This is a genomic window from Thermus neutrinimicus (assembly GCF_022760955.1).
GTDB lineage: Bacteria > Deinococcota > Deinococci > Deinococcales > Thermaceae > Thermus > Thermus neutrinimicus.
Window position 1 is genome coordinate 19524 of sequence record NZ_JAKTNU010000009.1, and the last position, 17356, is coordinate 36879.

Sequence of the window (17356 nt, forward strand, 5' to 3'; positions counted from 1 at the left end):
GGGTAGCGGTCGGGGCGGGGGGTGAGCACCTCCACCTCCTCCAGGAAAAGGGTTCCCCTGCGGCGCACGGGTTTCCCCCGCACCACCTCCCCCGGCAGGGCCCCCTTGATGAGGACGGCTCCTTCCCCGGTGCGGGCCAGGCCGTAGCCTCCCGGCACCAGCTTCTCCACGGTGAGAACCCTCACCCTCTCACCCTACACCAAGCCCGCCAGCGCTAAGATGAAGGGGTGATTCGGGTACTGTTAGCGGACGACCACGCCCTGTTCCGCCAGGGACTCAAGAGCCTCTTGGAGGCGGAAGGGGACTTCCGGGTGGTGGGGGAGGCCAAGGACGGCTGGGAGGCCTTAAGGCATGCCCTCGAGGCCAGGCCGGATGTCATCCTCATGGATATCCAGATGCCCAACCTGGACGGGGTGCAGGCCACCCAGGCCATCCTCAAGGAGTGGCCCGAGGCCAAGGTGATCATCCTCACCATGTACCGCCAGGATGCCTACGTTTTCGAAGCGGTGAAGGCGGGGGCCAGGGGTTACCTCCTCAAGGACACCGATGCCAGCGAACTCATCGGGGCCATCCGCCGGGTGCACGCGGGGGAGGTGCTCTTGGATGCCGAGCTGGCCGGGCGGATCATCCAGGACTTTCGGGCCAAGAAGGAGTCCAGCCTTCCCCTCCATGCGGAGCTTTCCGAAAGGGAGATCCAGATCCTCAAGCTGGTGGCCCAGGGCTACACCAACCTGGAAATCGCCGCAGAGCTGCAGCTATCCGAGAAGACCGTGCGCAACCGCCTTTCCGAGATCTTCCAAAAACTACACCTGAACAACCGCACCCAGGCGGCCCTTTACGCCATCCGGGAAGGGTTGGCCGGGCCTGAGCCCCAGGAGTAGTGGACCCGGTACGGCTTCTTCTGGAGCTCTCTCCCCTGGCGGGGGAAGGGGCACGGGGGGAGTTCGTGGCCGCCCACCTGCCCCGGGCCCGAAGGGATGGCCTGGGCAACGTGTGGGCGGGGGAGGGGCCGGTGCTCCTTTTGGCCCATCTGGACACGGTGTTGCCGCCAAGGCCCCCAAGGCGGGTGGGGGAGAGGCTCTACGGCCCGGGGGTGGGGGACAACTCCAGCGGGGTGGCCGTCCTCCTCTCCCTGCCCGAGATTCCCGGGGTGGTGCGGGGCTTCACCGTGGGGGAGGAGGGCTTAGGGAACCTGAAAGGGGCCCGGGCCCTGGTGGAAACCCTGGCCCCCGAGGTGGTGGTGGCGGTGGACGGGTATCTGCCGGGGGTGGTGGACCGGGCCTTGGGCTCGGTCCGCTTCCGGGCGTCCTTTCTGGGCCGGGGAGGCCACGCCTGGGGGGACAGGGGGACTCCCAATCCCGTGTTTGCCTTGGCGGAGGGGCTTGCCCAGCTTCATGCCCTTTTCAAGGAGGTGGGAGGCGAGGCCAGCCTGAACGCCAGCGGCCTCCGGGGGGGTGAGGCGGTGAACGCCATCCCCAAGGAGGCCTCGGCCCTGCTGGAGATCCGCGCTTTGGAGCAGGAGGCCCTTCCCCTCCTTTACCGCAAGGCCCGGGAGGTCCTGGAGGGGGCGGCCCGGCTTCACGGGGTGGAGGTCTCCCTGGAGGTCCTGGGAAGGAGGCCTGCAGGGGGCACCGCCACGCCCAGGCTTCTCCGGGCGGCGGAGGTGGCGCTGGCCAAGATCGGGGAAAGGCCCCAGTTCCAGCCAGGCTCCACCGATGCCAGCGCCGCCATCGAACGGGGCATCCCCGCCTTGGCCCTGGGGGTGTACCGGGGGGGTGGGGCCCATACCCCGGAGGAATGGGTGCTTCCCCAAAGCCTTTGGGAGGGGCGGGAGGTGCTCCTGGCCTTTTTGGAGGCCCTTGGCGTAGGATAGGGCGTATGCGCGTGGGTGTCTTAAGGGGCTTCCTGTCCCGGCGGTACCTGGGCTTTTGGGAAGCCTATCTAGAGGCCTTGGGGGTGGAGGGGGTGCGGGTGGAGGTGCCGCCTGCCCGCCACCAGCCCTACTGCCTGCCGGTGCAGGAGCTTTTGGCCCAGGTGGAGGCCCTGAAGGCCCAGGGAGTGGACTACCTGCTCCTTCCCGACCCCCAAGGGGGGGTGGAGTCGGAGAAGGGCGGGGGGCAGTGCCCTTGGCTTTTGGACCTCGAGGCCGCCCTCCTCCGCTACTTTCCGGGGCTTCCCCCGGTGCTCAAGGTGCCCGCGGAGCTCTCCGAGCGGGTTTTGGGCCGGGCGGCGGAGGTGGGCCACCTCCTCGCCCAAAACCCCATGCTGGTGGGCCGGGCCCTGGACCGGGTGCGGGGGCTTTTGAAGCCCCCTCCTCCCCTCAAGACCCCTTTGGGGAGCGTGGGGGTGGTGGCCCAGCCCTACCTCCTCGAGGACGCATCCTTCCGCAAGGGGGTGGAGGAGGCCTTGGCCCGGGAGGGGCTCATCCCCTACTTCCCCGACCTGCCCCCGGAGAAGCTGAGGGAGGAGGGGGATAGGCTCCTTCCCATGGACCTCCCCACCGACCGGGAACTGGTGGGCATGGTCCACTACCTCCACCGGCTGGGCCGGGTTAAGGGCCTTTTGCTGGTGGTTTCCTACGCCTGCCCTCCCATTCCCGGGCTCTTGCGCAAGGCAACGCGGCGGCTTGCCAAGCCCCATCGCCTGGTGACCCTGGGGGAGGACTGGCAAGAGGCCCTGCGCTCCTTGAGGGAGGAGATCCAGGGGGGTTAATCCCACCCCGGCTTGGCGAAGGCCGAGGCGGAGGCCCCGGGGCATCCTGGCCCTTGCGCTGATGGGGGATGGGAAAGGATATGCGGGGTGTGGCCGGGCCATTTTTCCGCCCAGGCGGTTTAGGGTAAACTCATGGCTATGACCGGTTGGTCAGTGGCTCCCCTCCGCCGCCTGGGGGCTTACCTTCGCCCTTATCGGGGGCGGTACGCCCTGGGGGTCCTGCTGGGCCTCCTTTCCATCTTCTTTTTCGTGCTTAGCCCTTACTTCCTGCGCCTGGCCGTGGATGCCTTGGGGCATGGCGGGCCCTATGGGCGCTATGCCTCCTTTTTGCTCCTCACCGCTGGGATCAGCGCCCTCCTTTCCTTCTTCATGCGCCGGCTGGCGGTGGTGGCCAGCCGCCTGGTGGAGTACGACCTCAGGAAGGACCTTTTCCATCACCTTCTCCGCCTGGACCGCTCCTTCTACCACGCCACCCGGGTGGGGGACCTGATGAACCGCTTGAACACGGATCTCTCCGCGGTGCGGGAGATGGTGGGGCCGGGGATCATGATGGGGAGCCGCCTTTCCTTTTTGGTCCTCCTGGCCTTCTTTTCCATGTATGCGGTGAACCTCAGGCTGGCCCTCTATCTCACCCTGATCCTGCCCTTCATCGCTTTGGCCATGTTCTATCTTCTCCGCCTCATCGACCGCCGTTACCGGGAGGCCCAGGAGGCCTTTGACGGGATCAGCACCCTGGCCCAGGAGGCCTTTAGCGGCATCCGGGTGGTGAAGGGATATGCCCTGGAGGGGCGCATGCTTTCCCGTTTCCAGGAGCTAAACCGCATCTACATGGGCAAGAGCCTGGCCCTGGCCAAGGTGGAGGGGCCCATGCAGGCCCTGCTGGGCTTTCTCATGGGGTTTGCCTTCCTCACCGTCCTCTGGGTGGGTGGGGGGATGGTGGTCCGGGGGGAGATGAGCGTAGGCCAGCTGGTGCAGTTCAACGCCTATTTGGCCCAGCTCACCTGGCCCATCTTGGGCCTGGGCTGGGTGATGGCCATGTACCAGCGGGGTTTTACCAGCTTGAAAAGGCTTTTGGAGCTTCTGGACCGGGAGCCCGCCGTTCGCGACCAGGACCCCTTGCCCCTTTCCGTGGCCCATCTTTCCGGGGAGGTGCGCCTCGAGGAGGTGGGGCTTTTCCGGGATGGGCGCTGGCTTCTTAAGGACCTCACCCTCACCATCCCCGAGGGGATGACCCTGGGGATCACCGGGCGCACGGGCTCGGGAAAAAGCCTCCTGGCGGCCCTCGTACCCCGCCTTTTGGACCCCACGGAGGGCAGGGTTCTCGTGGGGGGGTATGAGGTGCGGCGGATCCCCCTGGCCACCCTGCGCCAGGCAGTAGGGGTGGTCCCCCAGGAGCCCTTCCTTTTCAGCGAAACCATCCTGGAAAACATCGCCTTCGGCCTGGATACCCTGGATCGGGAGCGGGTGGAATGGGCGGCGAGGCTTGCGGGCATCCACGAGGAGATCTTGTCCTTTCCCAAGGGCTACGAAACGGTTTTGGGGGAGCGGGGGGTGACGCTATCGGGTGGCCAGCGGCAGCGGGTGGCCCTGGCCCGGGCCTTGGCCAAGGGGCCCAGGATCCTCATCCTGGACGATGCCTTAAGCGCTGTGGACACGGAAACCGAGGCCAGGATCCTTCAGGGCTTGAAAGGGGTCCTGGGCCGCCAGACCACCTTCCTCATCTCCCACCGCACCGCCACCTTGCGCCATGCGGACTGGATCATCGTTTTGGACGAGGGAAGGATCGTGGAGGAGGGTACCCATGAAAGCCTCCTCGAGGCGGGGGGCCTCTATGCCGAGCTGGACCGTATCCAGCGCATGGAGGTGGAAGGGGAGGTGGAGGGATGAGCCAGAATGCCTCCCATCGGGAGCAGGAGGACGCCTACACCAAAGCCTTTGACCGGGTCCTCTTCGCCCGCATCCTCCAGTACGTGAAGCCCTACCGGGCCCAGGTGGCCTTGGCCCTCCTCTTCCTCCTCCTCACCACCCTCACCGCCGCCCTTACCCCCCTCTTCTTCAAATGGGCCATCGACGGTGCCCTGGTTCCCAAGGAGGCCAAGCCCGTGGCGGAGCGCTTTGCCCTTCTCCTTTGGGTGAGCCTGGGCTTCCTCTTGGTGCGAGGGGTAAACTTCGCTGCCACCTACGGCCAGACCTACCTGATCCAGTGGGTGGGACAGAGGGTGCTCTTCGACTTAAGGAGTGCCCTTTTCGGCAAGCTTATGCGCCTACACCCGGGCTTTTACGACAAAAACCCTGTGGGCCGCCTCATGACCCGCATCACCTCCGACGTGGACGCCATCAACCAGTTCATCACCGGGGGGCTCGTGGGGGTCATCGCCGACTTCTTCACCATCCTGGGCCTATTGGCCTTCATGATGGTCCTAAGCCCTAAGCTCACCCTGGTGGTCCTCCTGGTGGTGCCCGTGCTCCTTTGGGTCACCGCCTGGGTCAGAAACGGCATGCGCACCGCTTACCGGGAGATGCGCCTGCGCTTGGCCCGCTTAAACGCCGCCCTGCAGGAAAACCTTTCCGGGGTGGAAACCATCCAGCTTTTCGTGAAGGAAAGGGAACGGGAGGAGAAGTTTGACCGCTTAAGCAGGGACCTCCTTAGGGCCTGGGTGGAGATCGTGCGCTGGTTTGCCCTCTTCTTCCCCGTGGTGGGGTTTTTAGGGGATCTGGCGGTGGCGGGCCTCCTTTTCTACGGCGGGGGCGAGGTGGTGCGGGGGGTGGCCACCTTGGGGCTTCTGGTGGCCTTCGTGGACTACACCCGCCAGCTTTTCCAGCCCCTGCAGGACCTTTCGGATAAGTTCAACCTCTTCCAGGGGGCCATGGCCAGCGCCGAGCGCATCTTTGGGGTTTTGGACGCGGAGGAGGAGCTCAAGGACCCGGAAAACCCCAAGCCCATCGCCCGCTTCCGGGGGGAGGTGGAGTTTCAGGGGGTGTGGCTGGCCTATACTCCCAAGGGCGTGGAGCCCACGGAGAAAGACTGGGTGCTTAAGGGGGTTTCCTTCCGCATCGCTAAGGGGGAGAAGGTGGCCCTGGTGGGGGCCACGGGGGCGGGTAAGACCAGCGTGGTGAGCCTCATCGCCCGCTTCTACGATCCCCAAAGGGGACAGGTGCTCATCGACGGGGAGGACGTGCGGAACTACCGCCAGGAGGACTTAAGGCGGCATGTGGGGATCGTGCTCCAGGACCCCTTTCTCTTCTCGGGCACCATTCTGGACAACCTCCGCCTTTTTGACGAGGCCATCCCCGAGGAGAGGGTGGTGGAGGTGGCCCGCTTTTTGGGGGTGCATGAGGCCATTTTGCGCCTGCCCCAGGGTTACCACACCCGGGTAGGGGAGAGGGGGGCAGGGCTTTCCACGGGGGAGAAGCAGCTCCTGGCCCTGGTGCGGGCCCTTTTGGCCAACCCGGACATCCTCCTCATCCTGGATGAGGCCACGGCCAACGTGGATTCGGAGACGGAAAGGCGCTTGCAGGAGGCCCTTTACAGGGCCATGGAGGGAAGGACTTCCATCGTCATCGCCCACCGCCTTTCCACCATCCGCCGGGTGGACCGCATCCTGGTCTTCAAAAGGGGGCGCCTGGTGGAGGAGGGTACCCATGAGGAACTCCTCCAGAAAGGGGGCTACTACGCCACCCTGTACCGTCTCCAGTACGCGGAGGGATAGGCCATGACCTACCGGGAGGCCACGGGGTGGCTCTTTGCCCAGCGCCGCCAGGGAGGGCGGGGCCTAAGCCGGGTGAAGGCCCTTCTGGAGCGCCTGGGGCATCCGGAGGAGGCTTTTGGGGCGGTGCACGTCCTGGGCACCAACGGGAAGGGAAGTGTGGTGGCCTATCTGGAGGCGGCCTTCCGCGCCGCGGGGCTTCCCTATGGGGCCTATACCAGCCCTCACCTCCTGGACTTTCGGGAGAGGATCCGCACCCATGGGGGGTGGATCCTCGAGGAGGAGGTGGTGGAGTTCGTGGCCTGGGCCAGGGGGGAGGCCTGGCCTGATCCCCCGGGGTTTTTTGATCTGGCCACCGCCTTGGCCTTCCTCCATTTCCGTAGGAAGGGGGTGGCCCTTGCGGCGGTGGAGGCGGGGGTGGGGGGGGAGAAGGACGCCACCAACATCCTCCCCCGGGTGGCCCTTACCGTGCTCACCAACGTGGGGGAGGATCACCTGGAGTCCTTGGGAGGAAGCCTGGAAGCGGTGGCCCGGGAGAAGGCGGGGGCCTTCCGCCAAGGGGTGCCGGTGGTCACGGGGGCCAAGGGGGTGGGCCTGGAGGTGGTGCGGGAGGTGGCCCGCGCCCGGGGAAGTCCCCTTTACCTTTTGGACGCTCTGGACCCCCTTTTTGCCCTGCCTGCGCCACCGGCCCTAAGAGGGGCCTTCCAGGAGGAAAACGCCCGGCTGGCGGCGGCGGCCTTGAGGCTCCTCGGCTTCCCCGAGGAGGCCATTGCCCAAGGGCTTCGGGAGGCGAGGCATCCAGGCCGGCTGGAGCGCTTCCTTTTGGAGGGGGTGGAGGTATACCTGGATGGGGCCCACAATCCCCCGGCGGCCCTGGCCCTTAGCCGGGAGCTTTCCGCCTACCACCTGGTCTTTGGGGCCTTTCCCCGGAAGGACGTGAAGGGGGTCCTGACCCACCTCCTTCCCAAGGCCAAAAGTGTCCGCTACACCCGAGCCGGGGAGGGGGCCTTGGGGAAGGAGCTGGGGGAGCCCTTCTTTGAGGAGCCCTGGGAGGCCCTGGCGGATGCCCTGGAGGCGGCCAAAGGGGATCCTGCCCCCATCCTGGCCGCGGGTTCCTTGTACCTGGTGGGGGCTTTGAGGGGAAGGCTTCTGGGGAGCTAGGCTATTCCCGGGCTTCGGCCAAGACCCTTCCCCCGGGGTCGGTGAAGACAACCCGGTTCACCCTTTCCAGCTCCAAGAGCACGTAGGGGCTGGTGAGGGCCTGGGTGACGATGGCCCCGGGCCTTGGGCTTTGCAGGTTCAGGATGACCCGTGCGGTTCCGCCCGCATAGGTGACCCCCACCACCTCGAGGCCATACCCCCCCGTGGTCTTCAAGCCCCAGAAGAAGGCGGCCACGCTTTTGTTGCGGAAGTCCACGCTGGGGGCGGGTGGGCGGGGGATGCGGTTTCCCACCGCCAGGTTCCAGACCTCGGAGAAGCGGGTGGGGTTGTTGGCCAGGAAGGCCTTGGGCTCGGTTTCCTGGAAGGCGGCGTTGGTCCCACGGTCCAGGATGCGGTAGGCGGGCGGGGGCGGGGTCACCACCTCCACTCTAAGCCCGTACTGCACCTGCAGGGCCCCGATGCGGTAGCCATCAGGGATGGGATCAAGGGAAAGGGGCCTTAAGAGGGGTTCTTTAAGCTCAAAGACCACCACCTGCCTGCCCCCCCGCCGGGCCAGGATCTCCCGGAGGAGGACCTGGGTTTCCGCCCCGGTGAAGGCGTAGAGGTCCGGGGTTCGGTACTGGGCGGGTTGGACCAGGCTGCGCCTTTCCCCTTCCCGTAGGCTTCCCGTAAGCTGTACCCAGCCTACCCCGTCGTAAAGCCAGCTGGAGCGCAAGTCGGCCTGGGCCCGCACCTCGAGGAGGCTTCCCTGAACCCCCCGCACCGCCTCTGCCAGGGGGCGCAGGGCAGGCCCCACCTCCCTGAGCACGGGATTCCCCTCAACCCAAAGGGCCCCCGGCACCGCCCAAAGGCTTTCCCCCAGGCCTTTTTCCAGGCGGAGGACCTGGGTGCCGAGCCGGACCTCCCGGGGCTCCCCGTAGAAGTAGGTCCAGCGCTCCGTGGCCTCGGGGAAGAGGAGCTGGGCCTCGGCCACCCGGTAACCCGTGCCTTCCAGAAGCTCGCAGGCGCTAAGGAGGGGCAAAAAGAGCAGGGCAAAGAGGAGGCCTTTTCTCATGGCTCCATGATACCCCTTTGGGGCCTGCCCCCTTCTTAAGGCCACCTTTAGCCTTTAGCGGCTTCGCGGGTCCAGGGCGTCCCTGAGGCCATCCCCCAGGAGGTTGAAGGCCAAAACGGTAAGCATGATGAAAAGCCCCGGGAAGATCATGGTCCAGGGGGCGTTCATGGCGTAGCCTCCCTTGAAGCTGTCGGCGATCATGGCCCCCCACTCGGGGGCGGGGGGCTGGGCCCCAAGGCCTAAGAAGCCCAAGGCGGCAGCCTCGAGGGTGGCGGTGCCGATGGACAAGGTGGCCTGGACCACCAGGGGCGCCAAGGTACCGGGCAGGATGTGGCGGAAGAGGATCCGGCCATTCCCCGCCCCCAGGGCGATGGCTGCCTGCACGAAGTCCAGTTCCCTTAAGGAGAGCACCATGGAGCGGGCCAGGCGGATGTAGACGGGGACTTGCACAATGCCGATGGCCAGCATGGCGTTTTGCAGGCTGGGACCCGACACCGCCACGATGGCGATGGCCAAAAGCGTCCCTGGAAAGGCCAGAAGCAGGTCGGCAAGCCAGCCGATGAGGAGCTCGGTCCTTCCCCGGTAAAACCCCGCCAGGAGGCCCAGCAGGGTGCCCAAGAAAAGGCCGATGCTCACCGAGATCACGCCCACCTGGAGGGAGATGCGGCTCCCGTGGAGGACCCGGGTGAAGACATCCCGTCCCAGGTGGTCGGTGCCGAAGGGGTGTTCCAGGGTGGGGGGCTTGAGCCGGTTCAGGTAGTCCCGGTCCGTGGCGGGGTCGTAGGGCTTCAGCAGGGGGATGAAAAGGGCCAGGAGGACCAGGAAAAGGGTCAGGGCTAAGCCCACCTTGCCGGAAGGCGATTTCAGGAAGCGCCGTAAGGCTTGACGGAAGGGGGTTTCCATGGGTTCACCTGTACTGGATCCGGGGGTCCAAAAGGGCGTAGGAGAGGTCCACCAGGAGGTTCACCAGGACGAAGACCGTGGCCACCACCAGCACCCCGGCCTGGACCACGGGGTAGTCGCGGTTGAGGATGCCCTCATAGATGTAAGAGCCGATGCCCGGCCAGGAGAAGATCGTTTCCGTGAGGATGGCCCCGCCCAGGAGGGTGCCGAACTGAAGGCCGACGATGGTGACCACGGGAAGGAGGGCGTTTTTTAGCGCGTGTTTCAGGATCACCTGGCGTTCCCCCAGGCCCTTGGCCCTGGCGGTGCGCACGTAATCCTGGGAGAGTACCTCCAGCATGGCGCTGCGGGTGATGCGGGTGAGGATGGCCAAGGGAATAGTGCCCAGGGTGAGGGCGGGGAGGATGAGGTGTCTAAGGGCGTCGGCCAGCACCTGGGGCTTGAGGGCCAGGATCCCGTCCAGGATCAAGAAGCCGGAGATGGGCCGAAAATCTATGGCTAAGTCGGTGGAAAGCCTTCCCCCCGTGGGCAACCAGTGCAGGTTCACCGCGAAGAGGTAGACCAGGAGGAGGCCCAGCCAGAAGACGGGCATGGATACTCCCACCAGGGAGAGGCTCATGGACAGCGTGTCCACAAGGCTATTCTTTCGCACCGCCGCCAGTATGCCCACGGGGATTCCCAAGACCACCGCCACCAAGGTAGCCGCCAAGGCCAGCTCAAAGGTGGCGGGCCAGCGCCTCTTCAGCTCTTCGGCCACGGGGATGGTGGACACGGCGCTGGTGCCTAGATCCCCGGTGAGGATGTTTTTGACAAAGGTGAGGTACTGGACGTATAGGGGTTTGTTGAGCCCGAGCTTTTCCCGGAGGGCAGCCAGCTGCTCCGGGGTGCCCCGCTCTCCCAGAATGGCCTGGGCGGGGTCGCCGGGGATGAGCTGCAGGAACAGGAAGACCAAAAGGGTGATCCCGAAGAGGACGGGGACCAGGCCCAGCAGGCGTCGTAAAACGTAGTTCCACATTTGTCCGCCTCAAAAAGCCCGGACCCCCCGCAGGGGGTCCGGGACGGAAACCCTTAGCGCTTCTCTATGGTCTCAAAGGACTCGGATCCCAAGGGGCTCGGCACCCAGCCGGTGATGTTTTTGCGCTTGGCCAGGAGGGGCTGGGAGTGGACGATGGGGATGCGCAGGGCCAGGCTGAAGGTGAGCTCGTCCGCCTGCTGGTAGAGGCGCTTGCGCTCCTCGAGGTTCGGGGTGGTGGCGGCCTTGGTGAGGATGTCGCCCAGCTCCTTCACGCAGAGGGGTTTGCCCGTGCCGTCGAAGAGGTCGGCGATGGGGCAGGCGAAGTGGGGGTCGTAGAAGTTCTGCGGGTCGCCGTAGTCCCCGGTCCAGCCCAGCATGTAGGCCTGGAAGCCAGGGGCCTTCTTGCGGTCCGCCAGGTAGCTGGCCCAGTCCTTGGTCTGGAGCTTGACCCGAATGCCGATGGCGGAGAGGTCCGCGGCCATGGCCTCGGCGATCTCCTTAGGGGTGGGGAAGTAGGGCCGGGAGACGGGCATGTACCAAAGCTCCAGGTCAAACCCATTGGGGTACCCGGCCTCCGCCAGGAGCGCTTTGGCCTTTTGGGGGTTGAACTCGTGGTCCGTGACCTTAGGAGACTGGAAGGCCTTCATGGAGGGCGGGGTGAAGTGGCCGTCGGTGAGCCCCAGCTTGCCCCAGAAGGCCTGGACGATAGCTTTCTTGTTCACCGCCATGGCGATGGCCTGCCGGACCCGGGGATCGGCGAGGGGTTTGTGGGAGGGGTTCAGGGCCAGGTAGCCCACGTTGAAGGAGGGACGGAAGACGGCGTCCAGGTTGCGGTCCGCCTCGAGGTCCTTGAGGTTGGCGGGGGGGATGTCGGTGGTGAAGTCAATGGTCCCGGCCTTCAGGGCCGCCAGGCGGGCGGCGGGGTCCTTGATGACCCGGAAGACCACCCGGTCCACCTTGGGGAAGCCCTTTTTCCAGTAGGTGGGGTTCTTTTCCAGGACCACCTGCTCCCCAGGCCGCCACTCCACCAGGCGGAAGGGGCCCGTGCCCACGGCGCTTCCCGTGGGAGAACCGTACTTGGCCCCATCCTTTTTGATGGCGGCGGGGCTGGCGATGCCGAAGTAGCCCGAGCCAATGGCGGCGGGGAAGGCGGGGAAGGGCTGGTTAAGGATGAAGCGGACGGTGTACTTGTCCACCACCTGGATTTCTTTCAGAATAGAGCCGGGATCCCCCTTGAACCCGCCGAAGAGTTCGGGCCAGATCTCGTATCGGGCGGCGGCGTCAATGCGGGTGGGGTTCTTGGGGTCCCACCAGCGCTCGATGTTGAACTTTACCGCCTCCGCATCCAGCTCGGTGCCGTCCTGGAACTTGACCCCCTGGCGCAGGCGGAAGGTCCAGACCTTGCCATCGGGGGAGCTGAACCAGCTGGTGGCCAGGCCGGCGGTGACCTCGGTGGAGCCGGGCTTAAAGTCCACCAGGGTGTCGTAGATCTGCCGTTGCACGTAGATGGAAATACCGTCGGTGATGTTCCCAGGCTCGAGGCTCACCGGCTCCCCGTTGGAGCCGAAGACCAGGGTTTTTTGGGCAAGCCCCAGGCCCAGGGCGACCACAAGGCCGAGAAGGATTTTCCTCTTCATACCTCTCCTTTCCGGGGTATTCCCCTTTGGTCCGGACCAAGTATAAGGCGCTCCCATAAGGGAGCGCAAGCCCGGGTATAAGGTAAGGGATGCCGTTTAACCTTCCCCCAGGTAGGCCTTCTGCACCTCGGGGTTTTGCGCCAACTCCTGGGCTGGGCCTTCCAGGGTGATCTCCCCCGTGGCCAGGACGTAGCCCCGGTGGGCGATCTGCAGGGCCAGGCGGGCGTTTTGCTCCACCAGCAAAATGGTGCGCCCCTCCCGGTTGAGCCTTTGGATGATCTCAAAGATGAAGTCCACCAGCACCGGGGCCAGGCCCATGGAGGGCTCGTCCATGAGGAGGATCCTGGGGTTTTGCATCAGGGCCCGGCCGATGGCCAGCATCTGCTGCTCCCCGCCGGAAAGGGTGCCCCCCTTCTGCGCCCGGCGCTCGTAGAGGCGGGGGAAGAGGGCAAACACCTCCTCCTTCCGCTTTTGCACCACCTTGCGGTCGTTTTCCAGGTAGGCCCCGATCTCCAGGTTCTCCTCCACGGTGAGGCGGGGGAAGATCCTCCGTCCTTCGGGCACGTGGCCTACCCCCAGGGCCACGATCTGGTGGGCGGGAAGGCGGTGGATGGGTCTGCCCTGGAAGAGGACCTCCCCCTGCCGGGGCTTGACCAGGCCGCTGATGGTGCGCAAGGTGGTGCTCTTGCCCGCCCCGTTGGAGCCGATGAGGGTCACGATCTCCCCTTCCTCCACCCGCAAGGAGATGCCCTTTAAGGCGTGGATGTGGCCGTAGTAGGTGTGGACGTCCTTTAGCTCCAGGAGGCTCATGCCGCACCTCCCGCAGCCCCCTTGCCCAGGTAGGCTTCGATGACCCGGGGATTGGTGCGCACCTCCTCCGGGGTGCCCTCGGCGATCTTGGAGCCGTACTCCAAAACGGCGATGCGGTCGGAGATGCGCATGACGAGACGCATGTCGTGCTCGATGAGGACGATGGTGATCCCGAGCTCCTCCCTAAGGCGCTGAATGAAGGCCTGGAGTTCCTCGGTTTCCTTGGGGTTCATGCCCGCTGCAGGCTCGTCCAGGAGGAGGAGCCTGGGCTTTAGGGCCAATGCCCGGGCGATCTCCAGCTTCCGTTGCTCCCCGTAGGGCAGGTTCTTGGCCAGCTCGTCCTTGCGGTGGAGAAGGCCCACGTACTCCAAAAGCCTTTTGGCCTCCTCCTCGGCCCGTTTTTCCTCCCTCCGGGCCAGGGGGGTGCGGAACACCGCGTGGAAGTAGGGGACGCGGATGTGGATGTGCATACCCACCAAGAGGTTTTCCAGCACGGTCATGGCCCCGAAGAGGCGGATGTTCTGGAAGGTGCGCCCCACCCCCTCCTTGGCGATCCGGTCCGGGGGTAGGCCGGTCACATCCTTGCCGAAGAGGAGGATCCTTCCCTCATCGGGAGGGTAGATGCCGGTGAGGAGGTTGAAGAAGGTGGTCTTGCCCGCCCCGTTGGGGCCGATGACGGAGAAGATCTCCCCCTGGTTCACGCTGAGGCTCACGTCGTTCACCGCCACCAGACCGCCGAAGCGCTTGGTGGCCTGGGTGACCTCGAGGGCCTTCATGCTTCCTCCATCTCTGCCCGGTGCCGCTTCTCGGGGATGAGGCCTTCCGGGCGGAAGATCATCATCAGCACCAGGATAAGGCCGAAGACCAGCCTTTCGTACTTGGCGGGATCCACCTGGTTGGGGATCTGGGGCAGGCTGGTGCGCACGAACTCGCTGAAGGTTTTGAGCACGTCCAGGTTGAGGATGGTGAGGGCCGCGGCTCCCAGGATGGCCCCGGGGATGGACCCCATCCCTCCCAGGATCACCATGCCCAGGATGGTGATGGAGGCCAAAAGGGTGAAGGACTCGGGGGATACGAAGGTGCGCTGGGCGGCGAAGATCACCCCCATCACCCCGGAGAAGGCGGCCCCGGTCATGAAGGCCAGGAGCTTGGTGGGCAGGAGGGGGATGCCCATGGAGCGGGCGGCCACCTCGTCCTCCCGGATGGCCACCCAGGCCCGGCCAAAGCGGGAGTTGGCCAGGTTCACGTTCACCAGCACCACCAGCCCGATCATGAGGAGGACCAGGAAGTAGAAGAAAAGCTGGTAATCCGTGGTCCGGTCCAGGTGCACCCCCAGGGTGGCCATCAGTTCCCGGAACCCGTCAATGGGGGGGCGTTGCACGGGGGTGATCCCCTGGGGGCCGTTGGTGAAGTTGATGGGGTGGTCCAGGTTGTTGGCGAGGATCCGCACCACCTCTCCCAGTCCCAGGGTGACGATGGCCAGGTAGTCCCCGCGAAGCCTAAGGGCGGGGAGGCCGATGAGAAGGCCGGTCAACGCCGTGGTGACGATGGCGATCCCCATGAAGAGGTACATGTACTCCCCGGGGAGGGGGAAGTTGCCCTGCATGAAGTTTTTGGCCTGTTCGCTGCCGAAGATGGCCCAGGTGTAGGCCCCCACGGCGAAGAAGGCGGCGTAGCCCAGGTCCAGAAGCCCCGCCATTCCCACCACCACGTTGAGCCCCAGGGCCATGGCGGCGTAGATGCCGATCTGGATGCCCAGCTCAAAGACAAAGGTGTTGGCGAAGCCCGCTAGGGGCACGGAGAGGAGTAGGATGGCCAGGCCCAAGAGGACCCGGATCCACCCCGGGATGCGGGACAGGGTGGTGAGGGCCACCAGGATCCCCACCAGGCCGATGAGGCCCAGGGTGTTCCCCGAGCGCATGAGGCCCACGGTGAAGGCCAGGGTGAGGAGGGCCAGGTTCAGGGTCCGCCAGTGCGGAACGAGGCGCAGGAAGGCGGTAACCCCTAAGGCCACCAGGCCGAAGAGGTGGCTTAGCGGGTTTGGAGCCAGGAAGGCGAGGCCCAGGTAGGCCAGGCTGAGAAGGAAGGAGAGGGCGTTCATACTTTCTCCTTGACCACCTGTCCCAAAAGGCCTTGGGGCCTGACCAGAAGGATGAAGATCAGGATGAGAAAGGCCACCACGTCCTTGTACTCGGTGCCGAAGTTGCCGTTTGTCAGGATGGGGAGGTAGGTGCCGAAGAAGTTTTCCAACTGCCCCAGCACGAGCCCGCCCAGCATGGCCCCTGGGATGTTGCCGATGCCCCCCAGCACCGCTGCGGTGAAGGCCTTGATGCCGGGCAGGAAGCCCACATAGGGGGTGATGGTGGTGTACTGCAGGGCGAAGAGCACCCCCGCCACACCCCCCAAGGATCCCCCGATGAGGAAGGTGCGGGAGATGATGCGGTCAGGGTCTATGCCCATGAGGCTTGCGGTGGGGAGGTCCTGGGCCACGGCGCGGATGGCCACCCCCAGCTTGGTGCGGTTCACCAGGTAGGTGAGCCCCACCAGCATGAGGATGGAAACCCCCATGAGGATGAAGGACTTGGTCTGGGCGAAGATGGCCCCGCCGAGGAGGCTCACCGACCCCTCGAGGTCCTCCACGGTGCGCATGCGCAGGAAAAACTCGTTGTGCCAAAGGCCTTCGATGAGGCGCACCAGGTCCTGGAGGATGAAGGAAACCCCGATGGCGGTGATGAGGGGCACCAGGCGGTTGGTGGTGCCCCTCTTCCGCAAGGGGCGGTAGGCGAAGCGCTCCACCAGGATGGCGGTGATCCCCGCCACCACCCCGCCCAGGATCAGGGCGAGGAGGAGGAGGAGGAAGCCATTGCCCACGTGGGGCGCCAGGTAGCGGAATACCTCTACCCCCACCACCGCCCCGATCATGAAGATCTCGGAGTGGGCGAAGTTGATGAGCTCCAAGACGCCGTAGACCATGGTGTACCCCAGGGCCACCATGGCGTAGACGAAGCCCAGGATGAGCCCGTCGAAGATCACCTGGGGCAGCAGGGCTAGGATTTGCTCCAGCAAGGTGCCTCCTTTCTCCGGGCCAAGGGGGTGGCCTTAAGGCCACCCCCTTGGGTTGGGATCCCAGTTTACTTGGCCCCTGGAGCGGCCATCTCGATGACGCGGATCAGCTTGTTGTCGGCCCAGTTGCCGGTGGAGGCCACCTGCATGACGAAGTACTTGGCCTTCTTGTTGTCGCCCTTGTCGTCAAACTCGATGGTGCCGGTCAGGCCTTCCATCTTCACCTGGCGCACCGCCTGGGCCACCTGCTCCCGGGTGGGCTTCTTGCCGCCCGCGGCCTTGATGGCCGCCTCGAGGGCGGCCAGGATCACGTTGGCGGAGTCGTAAGCGTAGATGCCGAAGCCCTCCATGTCCTTGCCATACTTCTGCTTGAAACGCTGGGCCACGGCCTTGGCCTTGGGGAAGGCGGAAACCGGGCCAGCCACCGTGGTGTAGAAGGTGCCGGCGGCGTTTTCCTTACCCGCCAGGCGGACGAACTCGCTGGCGTCCAGACCGTCCCCGCCCATGAGCCGGGTCTTGACCCCCCGCTCGCGAAGCTGCTTCACGAAGGGGCCGATCTGGCTGTAGATGCCCCCGAAGTAGATGAGCTCGGGCACGGGCCGGGCCGCCCGGATCTGGTTGATGATGGGCACGAAGTTGGAGGTCTCCTCGGTGCCCACGAAGGCCACCGCCTTGCCGCCCAGGGCCTCGAGGCGCTTCTTGAACTCCTCCGCCAGGCCCTGGCCGTAGGCGGTCTTGTCGTGGATGACGAAGACGTTTTTCACCTTCAGGTTGTTGAAGGCGTACTCCGCACCCACCGGCCCCTGGACGTCGTCACGCCCACAGATGCGGTTCACGTTGGGGAGCTTGCGGTCGGTGACCCGGGGGTTGGTGTTGGCGGGGGAGACCATGACCAGGTTCACCCGGGCGTACACCTCGCTGGAGGGGATGGCCACGCCCGAGTTCAGGTGGCCCACCACGCCCAGGATGTCGGGGTCGTTGATGATGCGGTTGGCGTTGGCCACGCCCACGTCGGGGTTGGCCTGGTCGTCGTAGGGGACCAGGACCAGGTCAAAGCCCAAGGCCTTGAACTTGGCCTTGGCCTCCTCAATGGCCAGCTCTGCCCCCAGCTTGATCTGCTCGCCCAGGGCGGCCTGGGGGCCGGAAAGGGGGGACTGGGTGGCGATCTTGATCACGTTGGCCTGGCCTAGGGCCATGCCCAGGGCGGCCACACCTGCTGCCAGCAAGCCGATTTTCCTCATACGCACCTCCTTAAGAGCACGCGTTCGCGTTGCGGCCCCATTCTAAGGGGGGG

The 17356-nt window shown here is 65.5% G+C and carries 15 protein-coding genes and 1 pseudogene; 6 read left to right on the forward strand and 10 right to left on the reverse strand.

Features of this window, described 5'->3' with window-relative positions:
- Positions 1-185: pseudogene (locus tag L0C59_RS06875) on the reverse strand (RNA methyltransferase); the annotation flags it as partial.
- 42 nt (positions 186-227) lie between these two features.
- On the opposite strand from L0C59_RS06875, the gene L0C59_RS06880 reads away from it, so the two are divergent.
- The 6 genes from L0C59_RS06880 to L0C59_RS06905 all read left to right on the forward strand — a co-directional run bounded on the left by L0C59_RS06880 (position 228) and on the right by L0C59_RS06905 (position 7580).
- On the forward strand, positions 228-881 hold the full coding sequence (locus L0C59_RS06880) for a response regulator transcription factor (protein ID WP_015716409.1): 654 nt from the start codon (positions 228-230) through the stop codon (positions 879-881).
- Positions 881-1873: a M20/M25/M40 family metallo-hydrolase gene (locus tag L0C59_RS06885; protein WP_243090604.1), complete on the forward strand. Its 993-nt coding sequence runs from the start codon at positions 881-883 to the stop codon at positions 1871-1873. Before L0C59_RS06880 ends, L0C59_RS06885 begins: the two co-directional genes overlap by 1 nt.
- Positions 1874-1878: 5 nt before the next feature.
- Complete coding sequence (locus L0C59_RS06890) at positions 1879-2712, forward strand: hypothetical protein (protein WP_243090605.1); 834 nt, start codon at positions 1879-1881, stop codon at positions 2710-2712.
- A gap of 138 nt (positions 2713-2850) precedes the next feature.
- On the forward strand, positions 2851-4599 hold the full coding sequence (locus L0C59_RS06895) for an ABC transporter ATP-binding protein (RefSeq protein WP_243090606.1): 1749 nt from the start codon (positions 2851-2853) through the stop codon (positions 4597-4599).
- Positions 4596-6422, forward strand: coding sequence for an ABC transporter ATP-binding protein (locus tag L0C59_RS06900; RefSeq protein WP_243090608.1), 1827 nt, complete (start codon positions 4596-4598; stop codon positions 6420-6422). Before L0C59_RS06895 ends, L0C59_RS06900 begins: the two co-directional genes overlap by 4 nt.
- Positions 6423-6425: 3 nt before the next feature.
- On the forward strand, positions 6426-7580 hold the full coding sequence (locus L0C59_RS06905) for a bifunctional folylpolyglutamate synthase/dihydrofolate synthase (RefSeq protein ID WP_243090609.1): 1155 nt from the start codon (positions 6426-6428) through the stop codon (positions 7578-7580).
- A gap of 1 nt (position 7581) precedes the next feature.
- Here the strand turns inward: L0C59_RS06905 and L0C59_RS06910 are convergent, their stop codons facing one another.
- The 9 genes from L0C59_RS06910 to L0C59_RS06950 all read right to left on the reverse strand — a co-directional run bounded on the left by L0C59_RS06910 (position 7582) and on the right by L0C59_RS06950 (position 17303).
- Positions 7582-8634, reverse strand: a complete 1053-nt coding sequence (locus tag L0C59_RS06910) for a protease complex subunit PrcB family protein (protein ID WP_243090610.1) — start codon at positions 8632-8634, stop codon at positions 7582-7584.
- Positions 8635-8688: 54 nt separating this feature from the next.
- Positions 8689-9537: an ABC transporter permease gene (locus L0C59_RS06915; protein WP_243090611.1), complete on the reverse strand. Its 849-nt coding sequence runs from the start codon at positions 9535-9537 to the stop codon at positions 8689-8691.
- 4 nt (positions 9538-9541) lie between these two features.
- Entirely contained in the window at positions 9542-10552 is a 1011-nt protein-coding gene (locus L0C59_RS06920) for an ABC transporter permease (protein WP_243090612.1), read from the reverse strand.
- Positions 10553-10605: 53 nt separating this feature from the next.
- Positions 10606-12189, reverse strand: a complete 1584-nt coding sequence (locus L0C59_RS06925) for an ABC transporter substrate-binding protein (RefSeq protein WP_243090613.1) — start codon at positions 12187-12189, stop codon at positions 10606-10608.
- Between the two features lie 96 nt (positions 12190-12285).
- Complete coding sequence (locus tag L0C59_RS06930) at positions 12286-12999, reverse strand: ABC transporter ATP-binding protein (RefSeq protein WP_243090614.1); 714 nt, start codon at positions 12997-12999, stop codon at positions 12286-12288.
- Positions 12996-13775, reverse strand: coding sequence for an ABC transporter ATP-binding protein (locus L0C59_RS06935; RefSeq protein ID WP_243090615.1), 780 nt, complete (start codon positions 13773-13775; stop codon positions 12996-12998). Before L0C59_RS06935 ends, L0C59_RS06930 begins: the two co-directional genes overlap by 4 nt.
- Positions 13772-15100 carry a branched-chain amino acid ABC transporter permease gene (locus L0C59_RS06940; protein WP_243090616.1) on the reverse strand — a complete coding sequence of 443 codons (1329 nt, stop codon included), beginning with the start codon at positions 15098-15100 and terminating at the stop codon, positions 13772-13774. The genes L0C59_RS06935 and L0C59_RS06940 overlap by 4 nt, the downstream gene beginning before the upstream one ends.
- A complete protein-coding gene (locus L0C59_RS06945; RefSeq protein ID WP_243090617.1) occupies positions 15097-16065 on the reverse strand; it encodes a branched-chain amino acid ABC transporter permease in 969 nt (322 codons plus the stop codon). The genes L0C59_RS06940 and L0C59_RS06945 overlap by 4 nt, the downstream gene beginning before the upstream one ends.
- A gap of 65 nt (positions 16066-16130) precedes the next feature.
- Positions 16131-17303 (reverse strand): branched-chain amino acid ABC transporter substrate-binding protein, encoded by a 1173-nt coding sequence (locus L0C59_RS06950; RefSeq protein WP_243090618.1) that lies wholly within the window; start codon positions 17301-17303, stop codon positions 16131-16133.
- Between the last annotated feature and the right edge of the window lie 53 nt (positions 17304-17356).

Coding starts and splice junctions, on each gene's coding strand:
- L0C59_RS06890 (WP_243090605.1), top strand. CDS start 1,879: ATGCGCGTGGGTGTCTTAAGGGGCTTCCTGTCCCGGCGGTACCTGGGC.
- L0C59_RS06895 (WP_243090606.1), top strand. CDS start 2,851: ATGACCGGTTGGTCAGTGGCTCCCCTCCGCCGCCTGGGGGCTTACCTT.
- L0C59_RS06900 (WP_243090608.1), top strand. CDS start 4,596: ATGAGCCAGAATGCCTCCCATCGGGAGCAGGAGGACGCCTACACCAAA.
- L0C59_RS06905 (WP_243090609.1), top strand. CDS start 6,426: ATGACCTACCGGGAGGCCACGGGGTGGCTCTTTGCCCAGCGCCGCCAG.
- L0C59_RS06910 (WP_243090610.1), bottom strand. CDS start 8,634: ATGAGAAAAGGCCTCCTCTTTGCCCTGCTCTTTTTGCCCCTCCTTAGC.
- L0C59_RS06915 (WP_243090611.1), bottom strand. CDS start 9,537: ATGGAAACCCCCTTCCGTCAAGCCTTACGGCGCTTCCTGAAATCGCCT.
- L0C59_RS06920 (WP_243090612.1), bottom strand. CDS start 10,552: ATGTGGAACTACGTTTTACGACGCCTGCTGGGCCTGGTCCCCGTCCTC.
- L0C59_RS06925 (WP_243090613.1), bottom strand. CDS start 12,189: ATGAAGAGGAAAATCCTTCTCGGCCTTGTGGTCGCCCTGGGCCTGGGG.
- L0C59_RS06930 (WP_243090614.1), bottom strand. CDS start 12,999: ATGAGCCTCCTGGAGCTAAAGGACGTCCACACCTACTACGGCCACATC.
- L0C59_RS06935 (WP_243090615.1), bottom strand. CDS start 13,775: ATGAAGGCCCTCGAGGTCACCCAGGCCACCAAGCGCTTCGGCGGTCTG.
- L0C59_RS06940 (WP_243090616.1), bottom strand. CDS start 15,100: ATGAACGCCCTCTCCTTCCTTCTCAGCCTGGCCTACCTGGGCCTCGCC.
- L0C59_RS06950 (WP_243090618.1), bottom strand. CDS start 17,303: ATGAGGAAAATCGGCTTGCTGGCAGCAGGTGTGGCCGCCCTGGGCATG.